The sequence below is a fragment of the Bradyrhizobium sp. CAR08 genome (assembly GCF_052871955.1).
In genome coordinates this window covers 46170-64154 of the sequence record NZ_JBIXJX010000026.1, presented here as the reverse complement: position 1 = coordinate 64154, position 17985 = coordinate 46170, and the positions used below count along the sequence as shown (strand labels likewise).

At 64.0% G+C, this 17985-nt stretch carries 18 protein-coding genes; 12 read left to right on the top strand and 6 right to left on the bottom strand.

Annotated elements, in window-relative coordinates:
• Positions 1-17: 17 nt before the first annotated feature.
• Together ACIPUD_RS35270 and ACIPUD_RS35265 are read right to left on the bottom strand one after the other, a co-directional pair.
• Positions 18-1088, bottom strand: coding sequence for a glycosyltransferase family 4 protein (locus tag ACIPUD_RS35270; protein WP_018457145.1), 1071 nt, complete (start codon positions 1086-1088; stop codon positions 18-20).
• A gap of 110 nt (positions 1089-1198) precedes the next feature.
• Positions 1199-1444: a hypothetical protein gene (locus ACIPUD_RS35265; protein WP_446482487.1), complete on the bottom strand. Its 246-nt coding sequence runs from the start codon at positions 1442-1444 to the stop codon at positions 1199-1201.
• Between ACIPUD_RS35265 and ACIPUD_RS35260 the strand changes: the two genes are divergently transcribed.
• From ACIPUD_RS35260 to ACIPUD_RS35245, 4 genes are read left to right on the top strand one after another with little or no spacing between them, the layout of a single operon-like run.
• The gene (locus ACIPUD_RS35260; protein ID WP_026233312.1) at positions 1367-3130 is read left to right on the top strand and encodes an ABC transporter ATP-binding protein; all 1764 of its coding nucleotides are present in this window, start codon (positions 1367-1369) and stop codon (positions 3128-3130) included. The genes ACIPUD_RS35265 and ACIPUD_RS35260 overlap by 78 nt on opposite strands.
• 56 nt (positions 3131-3186) lie before the next feature.
• On the top strand, positions 3187-5391 hold the full coding sequence (locus ACIPUD_RS35255; protein WP_446482482.1) for an amylo-alpha-1,6-glucosidase: 2205 nt from the start codon (positions 3187-3189) through the stop codon (positions 5389-5391).
• A gap of 22 nt (positions 5392-5413) precedes the next feature.
• Entirely contained in the window at positions 5414-5935 is a 522-nt protein-coding gene (locus tag ACIPUD_RS35250) for a PRC-barrel domain-containing protein (protein ID WP_026233310.1), read from the top strand.
• Between the two features lie 23 nt (positions 5936-5958).
• Positions 5959-7272, top strand: a complete 1314-nt coding sequence (locus ACIPUD_RS35245) for an MFS transporter (RefSeq protein WP_446482481.1) — start codon at positions 5959-5961, stop codon at positions 7270-7272.
• A gap of 38 nt (positions 7273-7310) precedes the next feature.
• Here ACIPUD_RS35245 and ACIPUD_RS35240 read toward each other — a convergent pair whose 3' ends face one another.
• The 4 genes from ACIPUD_RS35240 to fixL form a co-directional block, all read right to left on the bottom strand.
• The gene (locus ACIPUD_RS35240; RefSeq protein ID WP_026233309.1) at positions 7311-8009 is read right to left on the bottom strand and encodes a helix-turn-helix domain-containing protein; all 699 of its coding nucleotides are present in this window, start codon (positions 8007-8009) and stop codon (positions 7311-7313) included.
• Between the two features lie 103 nt (positions 8010-8112).
• Positions 8113-8535 carry a response regulator gene (locus tag ACIPUD_RS35235; protein WP_018457138.1) on the bottom strand — a complete coding sequence of 141 codons (423 nt, stop codon included), beginning with the start codon at positions 8533-8535 and terminating at the stop codon, positions 8113-8115.
• Positions 8536-8594: 59 nt separating this feature from the next.
• Positions 8595-9212 (bottom strand): response regulator FixJ, encoded by a 618-nt coding sequence (gene fixJ / locus ACIPUD_RS35230; RefSeq protein WP_446482480.1) that lies wholly within the window; start codon positions 9210-9212, stop codon positions 8595-8597.
• Positions 9213-9215: 3 nt separating this feature from the next.
• Positions 9216-10733 (bottom strand): sensor protein FixL, encoded by a 1518-nt coding sequence (gene fixL / locus ACIPUD_RS35225; protein WP_446482479.1) that lies wholly within the window; start codon positions 10731-10733, stop codon positions 9216-9218.
• Positions 10734-10938: 205 nt separating this feature from the next.
• Between fixL and ACIPUD_RS35220 the strand changes: the two genes are divergently transcribed.
• From ACIPUD_RS35220 to ACIPUD_RS35185, 8 genes are all read left to right on the top strand, one after another.
• Positions 10939-11772 (top strand): universal stress protein, encoded by an 834-nt coding sequence (locus tag ACIPUD_RS35220; RefSeq protein ID WP_446482478.1) that lies wholly within the window; start codon positions 10939-10941, stop codon positions 11770-11772.
• A gap of 38 nt (positions 11773-11810) precedes the next feature.
• Positions 11811-12236, top strand: a complete 426-nt coding sequence (locus ACIPUD_RS35215; protein WP_085362242.1) for a CBS domain-containing protein — start codon at positions 11811-11813, stop codon at positions 12234-12236.
• A gap of 210 nt (positions 12237-12446) precedes the next feature.
• A complete protein-coding gene (gene ccoN / locus ACIPUD_RS35210) occupies positions 12447-14096 on the top strand; it encodes a cytochrome-c oxidase, cbb3-type subunit I (RefSeq protein WP_446482477.1) in 1650 nt (549 codons plus the stop codon).
• A 10-nt stretch (positions 14097-14106) separates the two neighbouring features.
• Positions 14107-14841, top strand: coding sequence for a cytochrome-c oxidase, cbb3-type subunit II (gene ccoO / locus ACIPUD_RS35205; RefSeq protein ID WP_247300297.1), 735 nt, complete (start codon positions 14107-14109; stop codon positions 14839-14841).
• A gap of 13 nt (positions 14842-14854) precedes the next feature.
• Complete coding sequence (locus ACIPUD_RS35200; protein ID WP_018457132.1) at positions 14855-15019, top strand: CcoQ/FixQ family Cbb3-type cytochrome c oxidase assembly chaperone; 165 nt, start codon at positions 14855-14857, stop codon at positions 15017-15019.
• Positions 15020-15025: 6 nt separating this feature from the next.
• Positions 15026-15901: a cytochrome-c oxidase, cbb3-type subunit III gene (gene ccoP, locus ACIPUD_RS35195; protein ID WP_247300295.1), complete on the top strand. Its 876-nt coding sequence runs from the start codon at positions 15026-15028 to the stop codon at positions 15899-15901.
• Positions 15902-16011: 110 nt separating this feature from the next.
• Positions 16012-17478 carry a cytochrome c oxidase accessory protein CcoG gene (ccoG, locus tag ACIPUD_RS35190; protein WP_446482476.1) on the top strand — a complete coding sequence of 489 codons (1467 nt, stop codon included), beginning with the start codon at positions 16012-16014 and terminating at the stop codon, positions 17476-17478.
• A 15-nt stretch (positions 17479-17493) separates the two neighbouring features.
• Positions 17494-17979 (top strand): FixH family protein, encoded by a 486-nt coding sequence (locus tag ACIPUD_RS35185; RefSeq protein WP_085352098.1) that lies wholly within the window; start codon positions 17494-17496, stop codon positions 17977-17979.
• Positions 17980-17985: the final 6 nt, after the last annotated feature.

Sequence of the window (17985 nt, the reverse complement as noted above, 5' to 3'; positions counted from 1 at the left end):
GCGGGGCATGACAGTGGCTACTCCGCGCTGCTCACCAGCTTGATCCGCGGCGCCTGTTCCTCGCCGAGGCTGCGATAGGCCGCGAGATAATCCAGCGCCATGCGACGCGCCGTGAAACGCGTCTCGAACTGCTTGCGAATGACGGAGCGGTCGAGTTGCTGCAGGCGGCCGACGACGCCGGCCGCGCTGAGGACGTCCTCGACGACGAAGCCGGTGAGGCCCTCGTCGATGATCTCCGGCACTGAGCCGCGGTTGAAGGCGATGACCGGCGTTCCGCAAGCCATGGCCTCGATCATCACCAGGCCAAACGGCTCCGGCCAGTCGATCGGGAGCAATAAGCCCAGCGCGCCGCTCAAAAAGTCCGACTTCTCGTGATCGCTGATCTCGCCGATGAATTCCACCAGCGGATTGTTCTCGATCATCGGCCGGATCAGCTCGTCATAGTAATCCTGGTCGGCACGATCAACCTTGGCGGCGATCTTGAGCGGAATGCCACAATGCGTCGCGATCTTGATGGCGCGGTCGACGCCCTTTTCCGGTGCGATGCGGCCAAGCACGGCGAGGTATTCCTGTTTCGCCGGCTTCGGCGTCAGCAGGTTCTCCGGCAGGCCGTGGTGGATCGTCCTCACCCAGTTCGCCTGCGGCACCGGCCGGCGCTGCGCGTTCGAGATCGAGATGACGGGGACCTTCGAGAAGGTGTTGAAGACCGGTTGATGCTCCGGCAGGTCGAGCCGGCCGTGCAGCGTGGTCAGGAACGGTGTCGGCTGCCGGTAGAACAGCGACCACGGATAATAATCGAGATGGAAGTGGAGGAAGTCGAACTCCTCGTCGTCACATTTCTGCCGCACCCGCTCCAGCATCACCATGTGCAGCGCATTGGGATCGCGCACGGAACCGTCGAGGCGGAGCGCCCGGGGCCATAACGCGTCCAGCTTCGCCGAGGTCTGCGAATCGCCGCTGGCGAACAGCGTTACGTCGTGCCCAAGGGCCACCAGCTCTTCCGTCAACCAATGCACCACCCGCTCGGTGCCGCCATACAGCTTGGGTGGAACAGCCTCCGTCAACGGAGCTACCTGCGCGATGCGCATCTCACCATCTCCTCTGTGCGATCATGATTGTAGAAAGCCCCCGCCTGTTCTGCACCGGCACGCCAGACAAGGGAACGTTCCCGCACTTGCGAAGTTCCTCCTTCCGAACGTTACTTATTCGACGCGTCGGACGCCTGTCGCGATGCTGCCATCACATCTTCGCAGAACGCCCGCATCCGCATGTCGTGATGGCGTTGCCCGGGAACCGAGGCGAAGTGGTCGATGTTCAGTCGGCTAACAACAAAAGTTTGAATCATCACGACGGGGTCAATAGTCACATGGATCATCTTTCTGGGTATGCGCACCGGCCGTTTGCCTTTGTTTTGCGCTATCTTCGGCGTCGGCTCGCGTCGCATCTCGTGATCCTGACCGCTGTGGTGGCGGCCGTTGCCTGCTCAGTAGGCACTCAGTATGGCGTCAAATCCCTGGTCGACAGCTTGTCGGCCGGCGCTTCGCATGGTGGGAGCGTATGGCTGGCATTCATTTTCCTCATGACGTTGATCGCCGCCGATAATTTCCTTTGGCGGATCGCGAGCTGGACCGCCAGCTTCACCTTCGTCCGTGTCACGGGTGATTTACGCCGTGACATATTTCGTCATCTGACCGGCCACGCGCCGAGCTACTTCTCCGACCGGATGCCCGGCATGCTGACGAGCCGCATCACGGCGACGTCCAATGCGGTGTTCACGGTCGAAAACATGTTCGTCTGGAATGTGTTGCCGCCGTGCATCGCAACAGTTGCGGCCATCGCGCTGATTGGAACCGTCAGCCCTTACATGGCACTCGGCCTGATGGTGATTGCCGGCGGCATGGTGCTTGCGATGTTCCGCCTTGCGGCCGCAGGGAAACCGCTGCATGACGACTTCGCCGACAAAGCCGCCGTCGTCGACGGCGAGATGATCGACGTCATCAGCAACATGCCGCTGGTGCGCGCCTTCTGCGGCATCGGGCACGAGCATGAGCGGTTCGACGCGACCGTGAACCGGGAGCTCACCGCGCGCGGCCGCAGCCTGCGCTATCTGGAGAAGCTGCGGCTTATCCATGCCGGCGTCACAGTCGTGCTCACGATCGCCCTGATGGCATGGGCGATCATGCTCTGGCAGGATGGCAGGGCAACGACCGGCGACGTCGTGCTGGTCTGCACCCTCGGTCTCTCCATACTGAACGCGACGCGCGATCTCGCGGTGGCGCTGGTCGACGTCACCCAGCACGTTGCGCGGCTGACCGAGGCGATCGCCACACTGCTGGTGCCGCATGAATTGCGCGACCACCCCGAGGCCGAGCCGCTGGTGAAGAGCGGCGCCGCGATCGCGTTCAACAATGTCACCTTCGGCTATCCCGGCGGCGAAAAGATCTTCGAGCGCTTCAGCCTGCGGCTGCAACCCGGCCAGCGCGTCGGCCTGGTCGGCCAGTCCGGCGGCGGCAAGTCGACGCTGTTCACGCTGCTCCAGCGCTTCTACGATACCGACGAGGGAAGTATCACCATCGACGGCCAGGACATTTCCAAGGTGACGCAGCTGAGCCTGCGCGAGGCCATCTCGGTCGTGCCGCAGGACATTTCCTTGTTCCACCGCTCGATTCGCGAGAATATCCGCTATGGTCGCCCGAACGCGACCGACGACGAGGTGCTGCGCGCAGCCATTGCGGCGCGCTGCGATTTCGTCGAGAGTCTGCCTGGTGGTCTCGACACCATGGTCGGCGACCGCGGCGTCAAGATGTCCGGCGGCCAGCGCCAGCGCATCGCAATCGCGCGCGCCTTCCTGAAGGACGCGCCGATCCTGCTGCTGGACGAGGCGACCGCCGCGCTCGACAGCGAATCCGAGGAGGCGATCCGCGAGGCGTTGTCGCGGCTGATGCGCGGCCGGACGGTCATCGCGATCGCGCATCGCCTCGCGACCCTGCGCAATTTCGATCGCGTGGTCGTGTTGAGGGGTGGTAAGATCATCGAGGACGGGTCGCCCGAGCGTCTGATGCAGGGCCACGGGCCCTATCGTGAGCTGGTCACGCAGGAAATGAGCCGGCTCGCCCAAGCCGCCGCGTAAACCAATAGTCGCGTTCGAGTCGGTTGCGTGTCGAAACAAGCGCAGGGGAGCTGCTGATGTCGGCTGAAGCCGTTACCCAATTCGTCTCTGTGACGCGGACCGTGGACCAGGTCGCGGAGCAGCCTTTCTATATTCCGATGACGGGACCGTCAGCGCGGCCGCGGCGTTCGCTCAAGCACGACGACACCTTTATCGTGCTCGACAGCCATGGTGACATCGGCGCTTCGGCCGGCGGGCCCGATGGCCTGTTTCATCACGACACGCGCTACCTTGCGAGGCTCGAGCTCGTGCTCGACGATCTCCAGCCGTTACTGCTGGGCTCCAACCTGCGCGACGACAACTCAGCCCTGACCGTCGATCTCACCAATCCGGACATCTACCGGCAGGGCAGCCTCGTGCTGCAAAAGGACCTGCTGCACATCGTGCGCACGATCTTCCTGTGGCGCGGCACCGCGTATCAGCGCATCGGCGTGCAGAACCACGGCGACCGCCCAGCCGGCTTTGCGCTGACGCTGCTGTTCGACAACGATTTCGCCGATCTGTTCGAGGTCCGCGGCGAACGGCGCCCGCGCCGCGGGATCGGCTCGAGCCGGCTGTTGGGACCGACCGACGTGCTGTTCGATTACCGCGGTCTCGATGACGCCGAGCGCACCACGGGCCTGCATTTCGACCCGCGCCCAACCAAGTTGTCGGTGAATGCCGCGACCTGGCAGCTCGAACTCGACCCGCATGAGTCGAAATCCTTGTTCGTGGCCGTGTCCTGCAACCGGCCGGTCGCGGAGAAGCCGGCGCGCTTTTTCAGGAGCCTGCTCGCCCATCGCCGCGAGATGCGGCAATCGACGATGGGGGCGGCCAGCATCGAGACCTCCAACAACATCTTCAACGAGGTGCTGTGCCAGGCCATGGCCGACCTCAACATGCTGATGACGGAGACGCCGCAGGGCCGCTATCCCTATGCAGGAATTCCCTGGTACTCGACGACGTTCGGCCGTGACGGGCTGATCACCGCGTTGCAGATGCTGTGGGTCGATCCGCGAATCGCCAAGGGCGTGCTGCGGCGGCTCGCCCATTTCCAAGCCAAGGCGGTCGACCCGCTCGCCGATGCCGCGCCGGGCAAGATCCTGCATGAGATGCGCGGCGGCGAGATGGCGGCGCTGCGGGAGGTACCGTTCGCGCAATATTACGGCAGCGTCGATTCCACGGCCTTGTTCGTCCTGCTGGCAGGAAGCTATTTCGAACGCACCGGCGACGAGGCGACATTGACCGAGCTGTGGCCGGCGATCGAGGCGGGGCTGGCCTGGATCGACGGCCCCGGTGATCCCGACAAGGACGGCTTCGTCGAATATCAGCGCGCCACGGAAAAGGGCCTCGCCAACCAGGGCTGGAAGGATTCCTACGACGCGATTTTCCATGCTGATGGCCAGCTCGCGGAAGGCAATCTCGCGCTGGCCGAAGTGCAAGGTTACGTCTTTGCGGCCAAGCGGCTCGCCGCGCGCTGCGCGCTCCGCCTGGGCAAGCCTGATCTCGCCAAGAAGCTCGAGGCCGAGGCCAAGACGCTGGCCGAGCGTTTCGAGGCCGCGTTCTGGTGCGAGGAACTCGGTACCTATGCGCTTGCGCTCGACGGCAAGAAGCGGCCCTGCAAGGTGCGGACCTCCAACGCCGGCCAGGTCCTGTTCAGCGGCATGATCTGCGAGGACCGCGCGCGCCTCGTCGCCGCCGATTTGATGCGGCCGCATTTCTTCTCGGGCTGGGGCATCCGCACCGTCGCGCAAGGCGAGGTGCGTTACAATCCGATGTCCTATCATGACGGGTCGATCTGGCCGCACGACAATGCGCTGATCGCGCTCGGGCTCGCGCGTTATGGGCTCAAGCATTCGGTCGCGCATGTCTTCAAGGGATTGTTCGACGCCGCGACCTACATGGACCTGCGCCGGTTGCCCGAATTGTTCTGCGGTTTCCGGCGCGAAAAGCGGCGCGGCCCGACGCTCTATCCGGTCGCCTGCGCGCCGCAGGCCTGGGCCAGCGCAACGGCGTTCACGCTATTGGAGGCGGCGCTGGGCATCGAGTTCGACGTGGCGCGCGGCGAGATCCGGCTGCGCAATCCGCATCTGCCGGCGTTCCTGCACGAGGTGATCTTGCGCGATCTGCGTCTGGGCGAGTCCAGCGTGGACCTGCGCGTCAGCCGCCATGGCGACGACGTGGCGCTGGAGGTGTTGCGCACGCGTGGCCAGATTCAGGTCTCGATCGTGCTGGCGCGCTAGCGGCGCGCCGGAAGGAGGGTGCATGCGTACCGCCGGATGGTTGGCTCTGGGCGTCGTGATCGTCTGCGGAACGACTCTCGCCGTGTCACGCGCCGCGGAGGAGTCGCCCGCACCCTCGACGGAAGCGAATGCACCGCCGACGGCGCAGCCGCCGGCGTCATCGGTCCCCGTCACGCCAAAGAATGCCGCGCCACCGCCGTCGGTCACGATCATCGGCGCGAGCGATGCGCACGGTGTGCTTGGCCGTGACGTGCTCAGCGCGGCGAACGAAGACATGGGCCGCATCGTCGACGTCATCGTCGATCGGAGCGGGCACGTGCGCGCCGCCGTGATCGATTTCGGCGGCTTCCTCGGCGTCGGCAGCCGCAAGATCGTGGTGGACTGGAACGCGCTCCGATTCGGCAAGATCACCAACAAGAAGGACAGCATCACGCTGGAATTGACCAAGGCACAGGTCGCAGCCGCGCCGGAATACAAGGAGGACACGCCGATGGTGGTACTCGGCGCGTCCGGCAGCCTGCAGCCGCTGCAAGCCGTTCAGTGAGGCGCGGGGAGGGATGGCCGCCGGTGCTGTTGTCGAGGAAGCCGAATGATGCAGACCGCGAGGGCCGCGTTGAGCAGGACAAATTTGCGGCGCCGTCGCCTGCCGGCATTCCGGCGCCGTCGCGCCAGAGCCTGCGCGGCCTCGACTGGTTCATCTTCTTCCTTGCCGACGTTCAGACCGGATTCGGGCCGTTCATCGCGGTCTATCTGACGACCCAGAAATGGACCCAGGTCGAGATCGGCCTCGTGCTGTCGATCGGCGGCATCGTTGCCCTGATCGGTCAGATGCCGGGCGGCGCCATCATCGATGCCGCGAAATCCGAGCGGCTGGTCGCCGGCCTCGCGATCGCCACGATCGGCTGCTGCGCGCTCGCCTATGCGGCGATGCCGATCTTCCCCGTGGTGGTGGCTGCGGCCACCTTGCACGCGGCAGCGAGCTGCGTGCTCGGACCGGCGATCGCGGCGATCAGCCTCGGTCTGGTCGGCCCGCTCGCGATCGGCGAGCGTCTCGGCCGCAACGCGCGCTTTGCTTCGCTCGGCAACGGCGTTGCGGCCGCCGTGATGGGTACTGCCGGCTATCTGCTGTCGAGCCGGTCGGTGTTCCTGGTCACCTTCCTGCTCGCAATTCCCACCTTGATCGCACTCTCTCGCATCCGCGAGCACGAAGTCGACATCGCGCGCTGTCACGGCGAGATGCCGCGCGAGGCGGAGGATCGCGGCGACACCAATATCTGGCATCTGATCCGGCAGCGGCCGCTCATTGTCTTTGCACTCAGCGTGCTCCTGTTGCAGCTCGCGAACGCCTCGATGATGCCGCTGATGGCAAGCGCGGTGACAGCGCGATCGAGCGAGTGGGCGACGGTGCTCGTCGCTTTTTGCATCGTCGTGCCGCAGGCGATCGTGGCGCTGCTGTCGCCGAGCGTCGGGCGCAAGGCGCAAGTATGGGGCCGCAGGCCGCTGCTGCTGATCGGATTCGCGGCGCTGACGATTCGCGGTCTGCTGTTCGCGACAGTGCGCGATCCGTATCTGCTGGTGCTGGTGCAGGTGTTCGACGGCCTCACCGCGGCGGTGTTCGCGGTGATGATCCCGCTGATCGTGGCCGACGTCGCCTTCGGCAGCGGCCATTTCAACCTCGCGCAGGGCATTGTCGGCACGGCAATGGGCATCGGCGCGTCGCTGAGCACCGCGCTTGGCGGCTATGTCAGCGATAAATTCGGCAATGCCATGGCGTTCACCGGACTGTCCGGCGTCGCGGCGACGGGACTTCTGCTTATTCTGCTTGTCATGCCGGAGACGCGGCGCAAGGGCATGATCGCAGCAAAAGAAATGGCCGGCTGAATCAATCAGCCGGCCATGAGGGGGTGGGAGAGGGGAGATCAGGCGTCGAGATTGTGCAGGCGTGCGCGGTTGCGCAGCACGATATGGCGGGCGCCGGAGAAGCCGAGAATGCCCTGGGCGTGAAGCTGCGACAGCGCGCGCGAGACGGTCTCGAGCGTGAGACCGAGATAGTCGCCGATGTCGCGGCGGCACATCGGCAGCGCCATCATGCCTGCAACCGCGAGGCGGCGGTCCATTTCGAGCAGGAAGGTTGCGACGCGCTCCATCGCGGTCTTGCGGCCCAGCAGCAGCATGTGGTCCTCGGCGTGGCGAAGCTCACCGGCGGTCATCGCCCAAAGCTTGCGGGCGACCTGGACGTCGGTGGCTGCGGCCTTCTCGAGGCTCGCGCGCTTCACGAGGCGCACAGTGGTGTCGATGATAGCTTCAGCAGCAAGGCGGTGGGTGGTGCCGGATTCGAGGCCGAACACGTCGCCGGGAAGGTGGAAGGAGCCGATCTGGCGGCGGCCGTCGGAGAGAAGCTTGTAGCTGCGCACGGCGCCGGTGACGACCTGATAGACATACTCGGCCGACTCGTCCTCGCCATAGATTTCCTCCTCCTTGCGGTAGGAGAACTCGGTGGCAACGAGGCCGACATGGCCGGCGATCGCACCGAACTGGTCGGAGACGGGATGGGCGGGTGCGATCTTGCCGCCGATCTGGGTCTTGATCGCCGGGGCGTTGAAGGTCTGGGTCAGCATCTGCGCCATCTCCGTTGTGATGACGCTTAGGTACGCGGTATCGGGTGCCTCGAAAATTTCGCGAGATATCTTAAGGAGATTGCCTTACGTAGAATCCCGTAGGTCAGCTATGGACCCGGTTCTGGATGGCGTGGCGAATGCGTTTGACCAGGTTTTCGTCCAGAAGCGGCTTCAGAATCACTTCATTCACGCCTGCGGCCGCCGCCCGGGCCGAGATATTCGAGTCGGGATAGCCGGTGATCAGGATCACGGGGGTATCGCCCTCGGACTGGCGCAGTCGCCCGGCCAGCTCGATGCCGTTGATGTCAGGCATTTTGTAGTCGATCACGTAACAGTCTGCACCGGACGGGCGCGCCGCATTGAGCAGCGCCGTGGCGTTCCTGAAGGTCCGTACGGCAAAACCGTCGGTTTCCAGCAAAAACCTCAGCGAGCCAAGCACAGCGGCATCGTCGTCGACCACATAGACAGTTGGCTTTGCGGGTGACGACATCTGGAGCCGCTCGGGATGGGAGCTGATCGCAATCATTCCGATCTGGTAGCACAGGGCGAGCGGAGGGTTTTGACTTGCCTCAACTCCTGTTGACTTCAATCATTGAGCATTCCGGCGCGCATCGCTAGCCGGACCAGCTCCGACAGGCTGTTGGCCTGCATCTTGGTCATTACGTTGGCCCGGTAGACCTCGATGGTGCGCGGGCTGATGTCGTACTCGCGAGCGATCAGCTTGTTGGAGAGGCCCGCGATCAGCCCCTCCATGACCTGTCGTTCTCTGGGGCTCAGGGACGCGACGCGAGCGGCGACGTCCTGGCCCATGGCCTCGTTCCTGGCGGCCGGCTCGTCCTCGCGGATCGCGGATTCGATCATGGCGACGAGGCGGTCATCCTCGAACGGCTTTTCCAGGAAATCCATCGCACCGAGCTTCATCGCCTCGACCGCGAGCGGCACGTCGCCATGACCGGTCATGATCAGGATCGGAAACCGGCTGCGCTGCGCCTTCAGGCGCTTCAGAAGCTCGATCCCATCGATGCCGGGCATCCGCACGTCGGAGACGACGCAGCCGAAGGCGAGGCCGGGCAGGGCATCGAGAAAACTCTGCGCGTTGTCGAACAGTGTGACGCCGAAGCCGGCTGAATCCAGCAGGAAGTTCAGCGAATCCCGCATCGCCTCGTCGTCGTCAATGACGTAGATGGTTCCCTTGGTCGTCATGGATCAGTTCTCGTCGGCTGCCGGCAAGGTGAAGCGGAATGTCGCCCCACCCGATGCATTGCTCTCGGCCCACATCCGGCCGCCGTGAGCCTCGATGATCGAGCGGCTGATGGACAGTCCCACGCCCATGCCGGTGTCTTTGGTGGTGAAGAAAGTCTGAAACAGGTTTGGCATGACGTCGTCCTGGAAGCCGGAGCCGGAGTCGGAGACCTCGATCTCGATCATGTCGTCGGCGGCGCGGGTGTTGGTGACGACGAGCTCGCGCCGTGGCGACTTCGCCATCGCTTCCAGCGCGTTGCGGAAGAGGTTGACCAGCACCTGCTGGATTTGCACCCGGTCGGCGAGCACGAGATCAGCATTTGGATTGAGGCTGAACCGAAGCTGCACGTCCTGCTCGCGCGCGCCGGCGAGCCCGAGCGCGCCGGCCTCCTCGATCAGCTTGGACAGGCTCTCGACCCTTTTCTCCGATTCGCCGCGGGAGACGAAGTCGCGCAAGCGGCGGATGATCTGGCCGGCGCGCAGCGCCTGCTCGGCGGCGCGGTCCAGCGCGCTCTCGATCTTCGGCGTATTCGGATCCTGGCTTCCGGCGAGGAGCCGCCGCGACCCCTTCATGTAGTTGCTGATCGCTGCCAGCGGCTGGTTGAGCTCGTGAGCGAGCGCGGACGCCATTTCGCCCATCGCGCTCAGCCGCGAGACGTGGACAAGTTCGGACTGCAGTTCCTGGAGCCGCGCCTGGGTTTTCTGATGCTCGGTCAGATCGCGGACGAAACCGGTGAAATAGGGCTCGCCGCCCGACTGCATCTCGCCGATCGACAGGTGCATCGGAAAGGTCGTGCCGTCGCGGCGCTTGCCGGTCACGATGCGGCCGATGCCGATGATGTGTGGGTCGCTGGTGGTCCGGTAGCGCGCGATGTAGCCGTCGTGACGTGAGCTGTCGGGCTCCGGCATCAGGATGCGGACGTTCTGGCCGATCGCCTCCGACTCGACCCAGCCGAACAGGCGCTCGGCCGCCGCGCTGAAGAGCTGGACGACGCCGTGGCCGTCGATGACGATCATGGCGTCTGGAATCGTCTGGAGGATCGAGCGGAGGTGACTCTCGCGCGTGCGCAGGGTTTCCTCGACCTGCTTCTCTTCATCGACGTCAAGAAAGATGCCGCTGAGATGTCGGGCGGCGCCGGCGTCGTCCCGAATCAGCCCCGCGCGCGCACGGATCCACTGCGCTCTGCCCAACGCCCCCGCGACCCTGAACGACACGTCGAAGCTGCCGCCCCGTTCGGAGACGTGTCGGATCGCACTCTCGATCCGCTCGCGGTCGTTCGGCTCCAGCCGGGACAGGAACAGCGCGTAACTCACCGATTGGCCAGATTCGATTCCGAACAGGATCCTGGCCGTCTCCGACCACTCCAACTCCAGTGTCTTGAGATCGAGGTCCCAGGTCCCGACGCCAAATCCTTCGATTCGAACGCGGAAATGTTCGCCCCGGCCGTCATCTTGCGGATGAATCACGCGGGTCGGCGCCAAACGATCACTCCCATTCTGATGCGGGGAACCGCACAGCGTTACCGTTGGCAATGTACCCAAGGAGGGGCCAGAGGCAAGTTCCGATGTCTTATACCATCGGCAGATTTCCGGCCGGCGCGGTGATCCAAGGTTTTGATCTATCTCATCCTGCCCCGGCGGCGGTGGGCTTACGATCGGATCAAAGCTCATTGCCCCGGAGACTCCGATGACATACGCGACCGTGATGGTCAGCCTGGCGCTCGATCAGCCCAACGAGGCGCGGCTTCAGGTCGCGGGCGAGCTTGCCGAACGATTTGAGGCGTCGATCATCGGCGTTGCTGCGGCGCAGTTCGCCCCGCCGCTCTACTACAGCGATGGCGCCGCAGCGCAGGGACTGATCGATGAGGGAGAAGCCTCGGTCAAGCGACGCCTGAGCAGGCTCGAGGCGCAATTCCGCGCCGCGATCAGGAATCGCGGCGGGCATGTGGAATGGCGCAGCGCCATGGATTTCCCGGCGCGCCTTACGTTCGCTCAGGCACGTTGCGCCGACATCGTCGTCGCCGGCGGGCAGAGCCCGGCCTTCTCCGACGCCTTCGCGCTCGCGAGCCCAAAGGATCTGGTGATGCAAGCCGGCCGACCGATCCTGGTCGTGCCTGACGGGGTCAACTGGCTCGATCTGCGCAGCGTCCTGGTGGCGTGGAAGGATACGCCGGAAGCGCGGCGGGCGCTCGCCGATGCGCTGCCATTACTGCGCAAGGCCAGGGATGTCACCGTCCTCGCAATTCCCGAAGGTGACGACGACCGCACTACCGCGGTCGCTGGCGCGACCGACGTGACGGCGTGGCTTGCCCGCCACGGCGTGACCGCGATCACGCGCGTTTCCGAAGCGGCCCGGAACGAAACCGTCGCCGGGCAACTGGAGAAAATTGCCGGCGACGTCGGCGCCAGCATGATCGTCGCCGGTGCCTACGGTCATTCGCGCTTCCGCGAACTGATCCTCGGCGGCGTCACCCAATATCTGGTCACTCAATCTGCCCGCTGCGTGCTGCTGTCGCACTGACGCTGGAGCGATACAAGACCAATCAAAGAGGACGCGCCGTGTACAGATTCCTTGAACAGACCGTCGAAAGCTACATGACGCAGGACGTCAGGACAGTGAGGCGCGACCTCGACCTGCTCGCGCTGAGCGAGATGTTCGAGCGCGATGATTTCAATTCCTATCCGGTCGAGGACGACGGACAGGTCGTCGGCATCGTCACCAAGTTCGACATCCTGAAGTGCTTCGCCTTCACGCCGAGCCAGATGCTGCCGCGCTACCACGACCTGATGACCCGCAAAATCGGCGACGTCATGACGCCCGACTTTATCTATGTCAGCCCCGACACGCGGCTGACGCGCGTGCTCCAGATCATGGTCGAGCACCGCATCAGGAGCATCATCGTGCTCGACGGCGCGCAGAAGCTGATCGGAATCGTCGCGCGCGAGGACGTCATCGCGGCGCTCAAGGCGACGGCACGCGACTGAGGAGGCGGCTGCAGATTCGCAATTCTCGACTCCGCCATGTCACGCAGGCGGTGGGCTGCCGTTTATGCTCTGCGGTGCCCAAGCGACTGATATCGCTCTGCGATCTACATCGGTCTCACATTAACAGAAATCCACATAGCTTGATTTCAATCAATTCCCCGCGAGGGCGAATGTGGTTTCTGGCCCTGTGTTCTTTCAGAGAGAGTCCGCATGAGCCAGCCCTCCATCTCCAAGTCCATGACGTCAGGTGAAAGCGGCCTGGCTGTCGTGTTCGCGGTCACCGCCTTCCTCTGCGTGATTGCCTCGGCCAAGGCGCTCGATGCGCCCTTCGCCTTCCATGCCGCGCTGAGCGCGGCGGCGAGCCTGGCCGGGGTCTTCTGCATCATCAACCGTTACCTCGACCGACCGGCGGCGCTGCCGCCTGCGGAGATCAACGGCCGGCCCAACTACAACATGGGGCCGATCAAGTTCTCCTCCGTCATGGCGATGTTCTGGGGCATTGCCGGCTTTCTCGTCGGCCTCATCATCGCCTCGCAACTGGCGTGGCCGGCGCTGAACTTCGATCTGCCCTGGACCAGCTTCGGCCGCCTGCGTCCGCTGCACACGTCCGCAGTGATCTTCGCCTTCGGCGGCAACGTCCTGATCGCGACGTCGTTCTACGTCGTCCAGAAGAGCTGCCGCGTGCGCCTTGCAGGCGATCTCGCGCCCTGGTTCGTCGTCGTAGGCTACAATTTCTTCATCCTGATCGCCGGCACCGGCTATCTGCTCGGCGTCACCCAGTCGAAGGAATATGCCGAGCCGGAATGGTACGCCGATCTGTGGCTGACCATCGTCTGGGTCACCTATCTGCTGGTCTTCCTTGCCACGATCATCAAGCGCAAGGAGCCGCACATCTTTGTTGCGAACTGGTTCTATCTCGCCTTCATCGTGACGATCGCGGTCTTGCATCTCGGCAACAACCCGGCGCTGCCGGTCTCGGTGTTCGGCTCGAAATCCTACATCGCCTGGGGCGGCATCCAGGATGCCATGTTCCAGTGGTGGTACGGCCACAACGCGGTCGGCTTCTTCCTGACCGCCGGCTTCCTCGCCATCATGTATTACTTCATTCCGAAGCGGGCCGAGCGGCCGATCTATTCCTACCGTCTCTCGATCATCCACTTCTGGGCGCTGATCTTCCTGTACATCTGGGCCGGCCCACACCATCTGCACTACACGGCGCTGCCGGACTGGACCCAGACGCTCGGCATGACCTTCTCGATCATGCTGTGGATGCCGTCCTGGGGCGGCATGATCAACGGCCTGATGACGCTGTCGGGCGCCTGGGACAAGCTGCGCACCGATCCCGTGCTGCGCATGCTCGTGGTCTCCGTCGCCTTCTACGGCATGTCGACCTTCGAAGGCCCGATGATGTCGATCAAGGTGGTCAACTCGCTCAGCCACTACACCGACTGGACCATCGGCCACGTGCACTCCGGCGCGCTCGGCTGGGTTGGTTTCGTCTCCTTCGGCGCGCTCTACTGCCTCGTGCCCTGGATCTGGAATCGGAAGGGCCTCTACAGCCTCAAGCTCGTCAACTGGCACTTCTGGATCGCGACGCTTGGCATCGTCCTCTACATCTCGGCGATGTGGGTGTCCGGCATCCTCCAGGGCCTGATGTGGCGCGCCTACACCTCGCTCGGCTTCCTCGAATATTCCTTCATCGAGACCGTCGAGGCGATGCATCCCTTCTACATCATCCGCGCCGCCGGCGGCGGGCTGTTCCTGATCGGCGCGCTGATCATGGCCTATAATCTCTGGATGACGGTTCGCGTCGGCGAACAGGAAGTCCAGATGCCCGTCGCTCTTCAGCCGGCGGAATGAGGAGTCTTCCATGTCGTTCTGGACACGCCACCAAATCTTCGAAAAGAACTCGATCATCCTCATCGTCGGCATCCTGCTGGTGATCGCGATCGGCGGTCTCGTCGAGATCACCCCGCTGTTCTACCTCAAGAGCACGATCGAGGCGGTCGACGGGATCAGGCCGTATACGCCGCTGGAGCTCGCCGGGCGCAACGTCTACATCCGCGAGGGCTGCTATCTCTGCCATTCGCAGATGATCCGGCCCTTGCGCGACGAGGTCGAGCGCTACGGACATTTCTCGTTGGCCGCCGAGAGCATGTACGACCATCCGTTCCAGTGGGGCTCGAAGCGCACCGGTCCCGACCTTGCCCGCGTCGGCGCCAAATATTCCGACGACTGGCATGTGACCCATCTGGCCAATCCGCGCGCGATCGTGCCGCAGTCGGTGATGCCAGGCTATCCGTTCCTCAGCCAGACCGAGGTCGATCCGGACACGATCGCCGACCACATGCGCACGCTGCGGACCGTCGGCACGCCCTACACCGACGACCAGATCGCCAATGCGGGCGCCGACATGAAGGCCCAGGCCGATCCTGACAATGCCGGCTCCGACGCTTTCACCAAGCGCTACGCCAAGGCCGTGGTGCGCAACTTCGACGGCAAGGCCGGCACGCCGACCGAGATGGACGCGCTGATCGCCTATCTCCAGATGCTCGGCACGCTGGTCGATTTCAAGATCTACAACGAGAAAGCCAATCTTCGCTGAGAAGGCACCCACGATGAAAGCCATCCTGACACTCGACAATCTCGCGTCCGGTCTCGTGACCACGATCTGGACGCCGGTGTTCGTCGCGATCTTTCTCGCGATCATCGCCTACGCATTATGGCCCCGTAACAAGGCTGCGTTCGACGAAGCAGCACACCTGCCGTTGCGGGAGGAGTGAGAGACCATGACCGATCATCATAGCGACATCGATTCCGTCACCGGCAAGTCCACGACCGGACATGAATGGGACGGCATCAAGGAGCTCAACACGCCGCTGCCGCGCTGGTGGGTGATCAGCTTCTACCTCACCATCGTCTGGTCGATCGGCTACTGGATCGTGTATCCGGCCTGGCCGCTGATCTCCAGCAATACCACGGGCCTGTTCGGCTACTCGACACGCGCCGATGTCGCGGTCGAGCTCGCCAATCTCGAGAAGATCCGCGGAGCCAAGATGGTTGCGCTGGGCGCGGCCTCGCTCGCCGACATCGAGAAGGACCCGGCGCTGCTGGCGCTCGCGCGCGCCAAGGGCAAGACCGTGTTCGGCGACAATTGCGCGCCATGTCACGGCTCAGGCGGCGCGGGTGCCAAGGGCTATCCGAATCTGAACGACGACGACTGGCTGTGGGGCGGTTCGCTCGACCAGATCATGCAGACCATCCAGTTCGGCGCACGTTCCGGCCACGCCAAGACGCATGAAGGCCAGATGCTCGCATTCGGCAAGGACGGCGTGCTGAAGCCGGATGAGATCGTCACGGCCGCCAACTATGTCCGGGCACTGTCGGGCCTTCCGACCCGCAAGGGCTATGACGCGGCCAAGGGCGAGAAGATCTTCGCGGAGAATTGCGTCGCCTGCCATGGCGGCGGCGGCAAGGGCAACCCGGAGATGGGTGCCCCCAACCTGACCGATAAGATCTGGCTCTATGGTTCGGACGAGGCGACGCTGATCGAGACCATCAGCCAGGGCCGCGCGGGCGTGATGCCGGCCTGGGAAGGGCGGCTCGATCCCGCCACCATCAAGGCGATGGCAGTTTACGTCCACTCGCTGGGCGGCGGAAAATAGCCAATCCGGGACACGCGGGGGCGAACAAAAAAGCTCCCGCTTGCGCTGGATCAACTGACGCGGCGGCGTCGGGTCTAGGTTTTATCGCACCTCTCGAAAAGCTGCAGGCGATGAACAGGACCGCGAACCCAAAAGAGCTCCCATTAGACGATGACAACGGGCCGCTCTATGTGGCCCAGAAGAAAGTCTATCCCCAGAGCACCTCCGGCACCTTCCGCCGGATCAAATGGGGCCTGATGGCCTTCTGCCTCGGCGTCTACTACTTCCTGCCGTTCGTGCGCTGGAACCGCGGACTCGGCGCTCCCAGCCAAGCGGTGCTGATCGATCTTCCCAACAGTCGCTTCTATTTCTTCTTCATCGAGCTGTGGCCGCAGGAGGTCTACTACTTCACCGGCCTGCTGATCGTCGCCGCGGTGGCGCTATTCCTGATGAACTCGGTCGGCGGCCGTATCTGGTGCGGCTATCTCTGTCCGCAGACGGTGTGGACCGACCTGTTCTATGCGGTCGAGCGTCTGATCGAGGGTGACCGGCGCGAGCGGATGAAGAAGGACAAATCGTCCGACCCGATGAAGCTGGAGCGGATCTCCGAGATCGTGCTCAAACATTCGATCTGGCTCTTGATCGGGTGGTGGACCGGCGGCGCCTGGGTGCTCTATTTCAACGACGCACCGACGCTGGTCAAGGAACTCGTCACGTTCCAGGCGCCGATGCTCGCCTATGTCTGGATCGGCATTCTCACCGCGACGACCTATCTGCTCGCCGGCTACATGCGCGAGCAGGTCTGCACCTATATGTGCCCGTGGCCGCGCATCCAGGCGGCGCTAACCGATGAATGGGCGCTCAACGTCACCTACCGCTACGACCGCGGCGAGAAGCGTACGTCGGTGAAGAAGGCGGCCGAGCTGCGCGCGCTCGGGCAGCAGGTTGGTGATTGCGTCGATTGCTACCAGTGCGTGGCGGTCTGCCCGACCGGCATCGACATCCGCAACGGACCGCAGATGGAATGCATCCAGTGCGGGCTCTGCATTGATGCCTGCGACAATGTGATGACGAAAATCGGCCGGCCGAAGCGGCTGATCGGCTATGACAACGACGTCAACATCCAGCGCCGCCAGGAAGGCAAGGCGCCGATCTACCGCATCGTCCGGGCCCGCACCGTCTCCTACAGCGCGATCATCGCGGCGGTCGGCGGCATCATGATCTATACGCTGGCGACTCGCAGCCTGCTCGACGTCAACGTGCTGCACGACCGCAACCCGGTCGCGGTCAAGCTCAGCGACGGCTCGATCCGCAATGCCTACACGGTGCGGCTGCTCAACAAGAGCGGTTACGACCGGGTCATCGCGATCGACGCGAGCGGCCCGGTCAATGCGACAATCCATGTCATCGGAATCGATTCTGTGACGCCGGACCGGCCGATGATCGTGGTTCCGCGCGACTCCACCAGCGAGCTGCGGCTGCTCGTGACCGCTCCGGTGGAGGGCAATCCGGAAAAGTCCATCCCGGTTCACTTTCACGTCACCGATATCGGCCTCGGCGAAGTCGCCAGCGCCACCGACAATTTCGTCGCGCCCTAGGATCAGGAGTTCGCCATGGCAACCAAGCCGCTGACCGGAACAAAAGTGTTTCTGATGCTGGTCGCCTTCTTCGGCGTCGTGATCGGCGTCAACGCGACCATGATGAAGCTCGCGATCGCGACGCTGCCAGGGACGGACGTCGACAGCCCCTATGCCGCTGGGCTCGCCTATGACCGCGAGATCTCGGCGGCGCAGGACCAGGCTGCGCGCAAATGGAAGGTCAACGCCCATGTCGAGCGCCGCGCCGATGGCGGCGCCGTGCTTCAGGTCGAGGCGCGCGACGCGAGCGGCCAGCCGATCGCCGGACTGAAATTCGGCGGCCGCCTGGAGCGGCCGACCGACAAGCGCGCCGATCTCGCAATCGAGCTCTCGGAGGCCGGTATCGGCCTCTATCGCGGCGATGCCGCATCGGTCGCGTCGGGCCAGTGGGACTTGGTGATCCAGGGCGAGGCGCGGGGAACGCGCGTGTTCATGTCGCGCAACCGCGTGATCCTGAACTGAAGGATT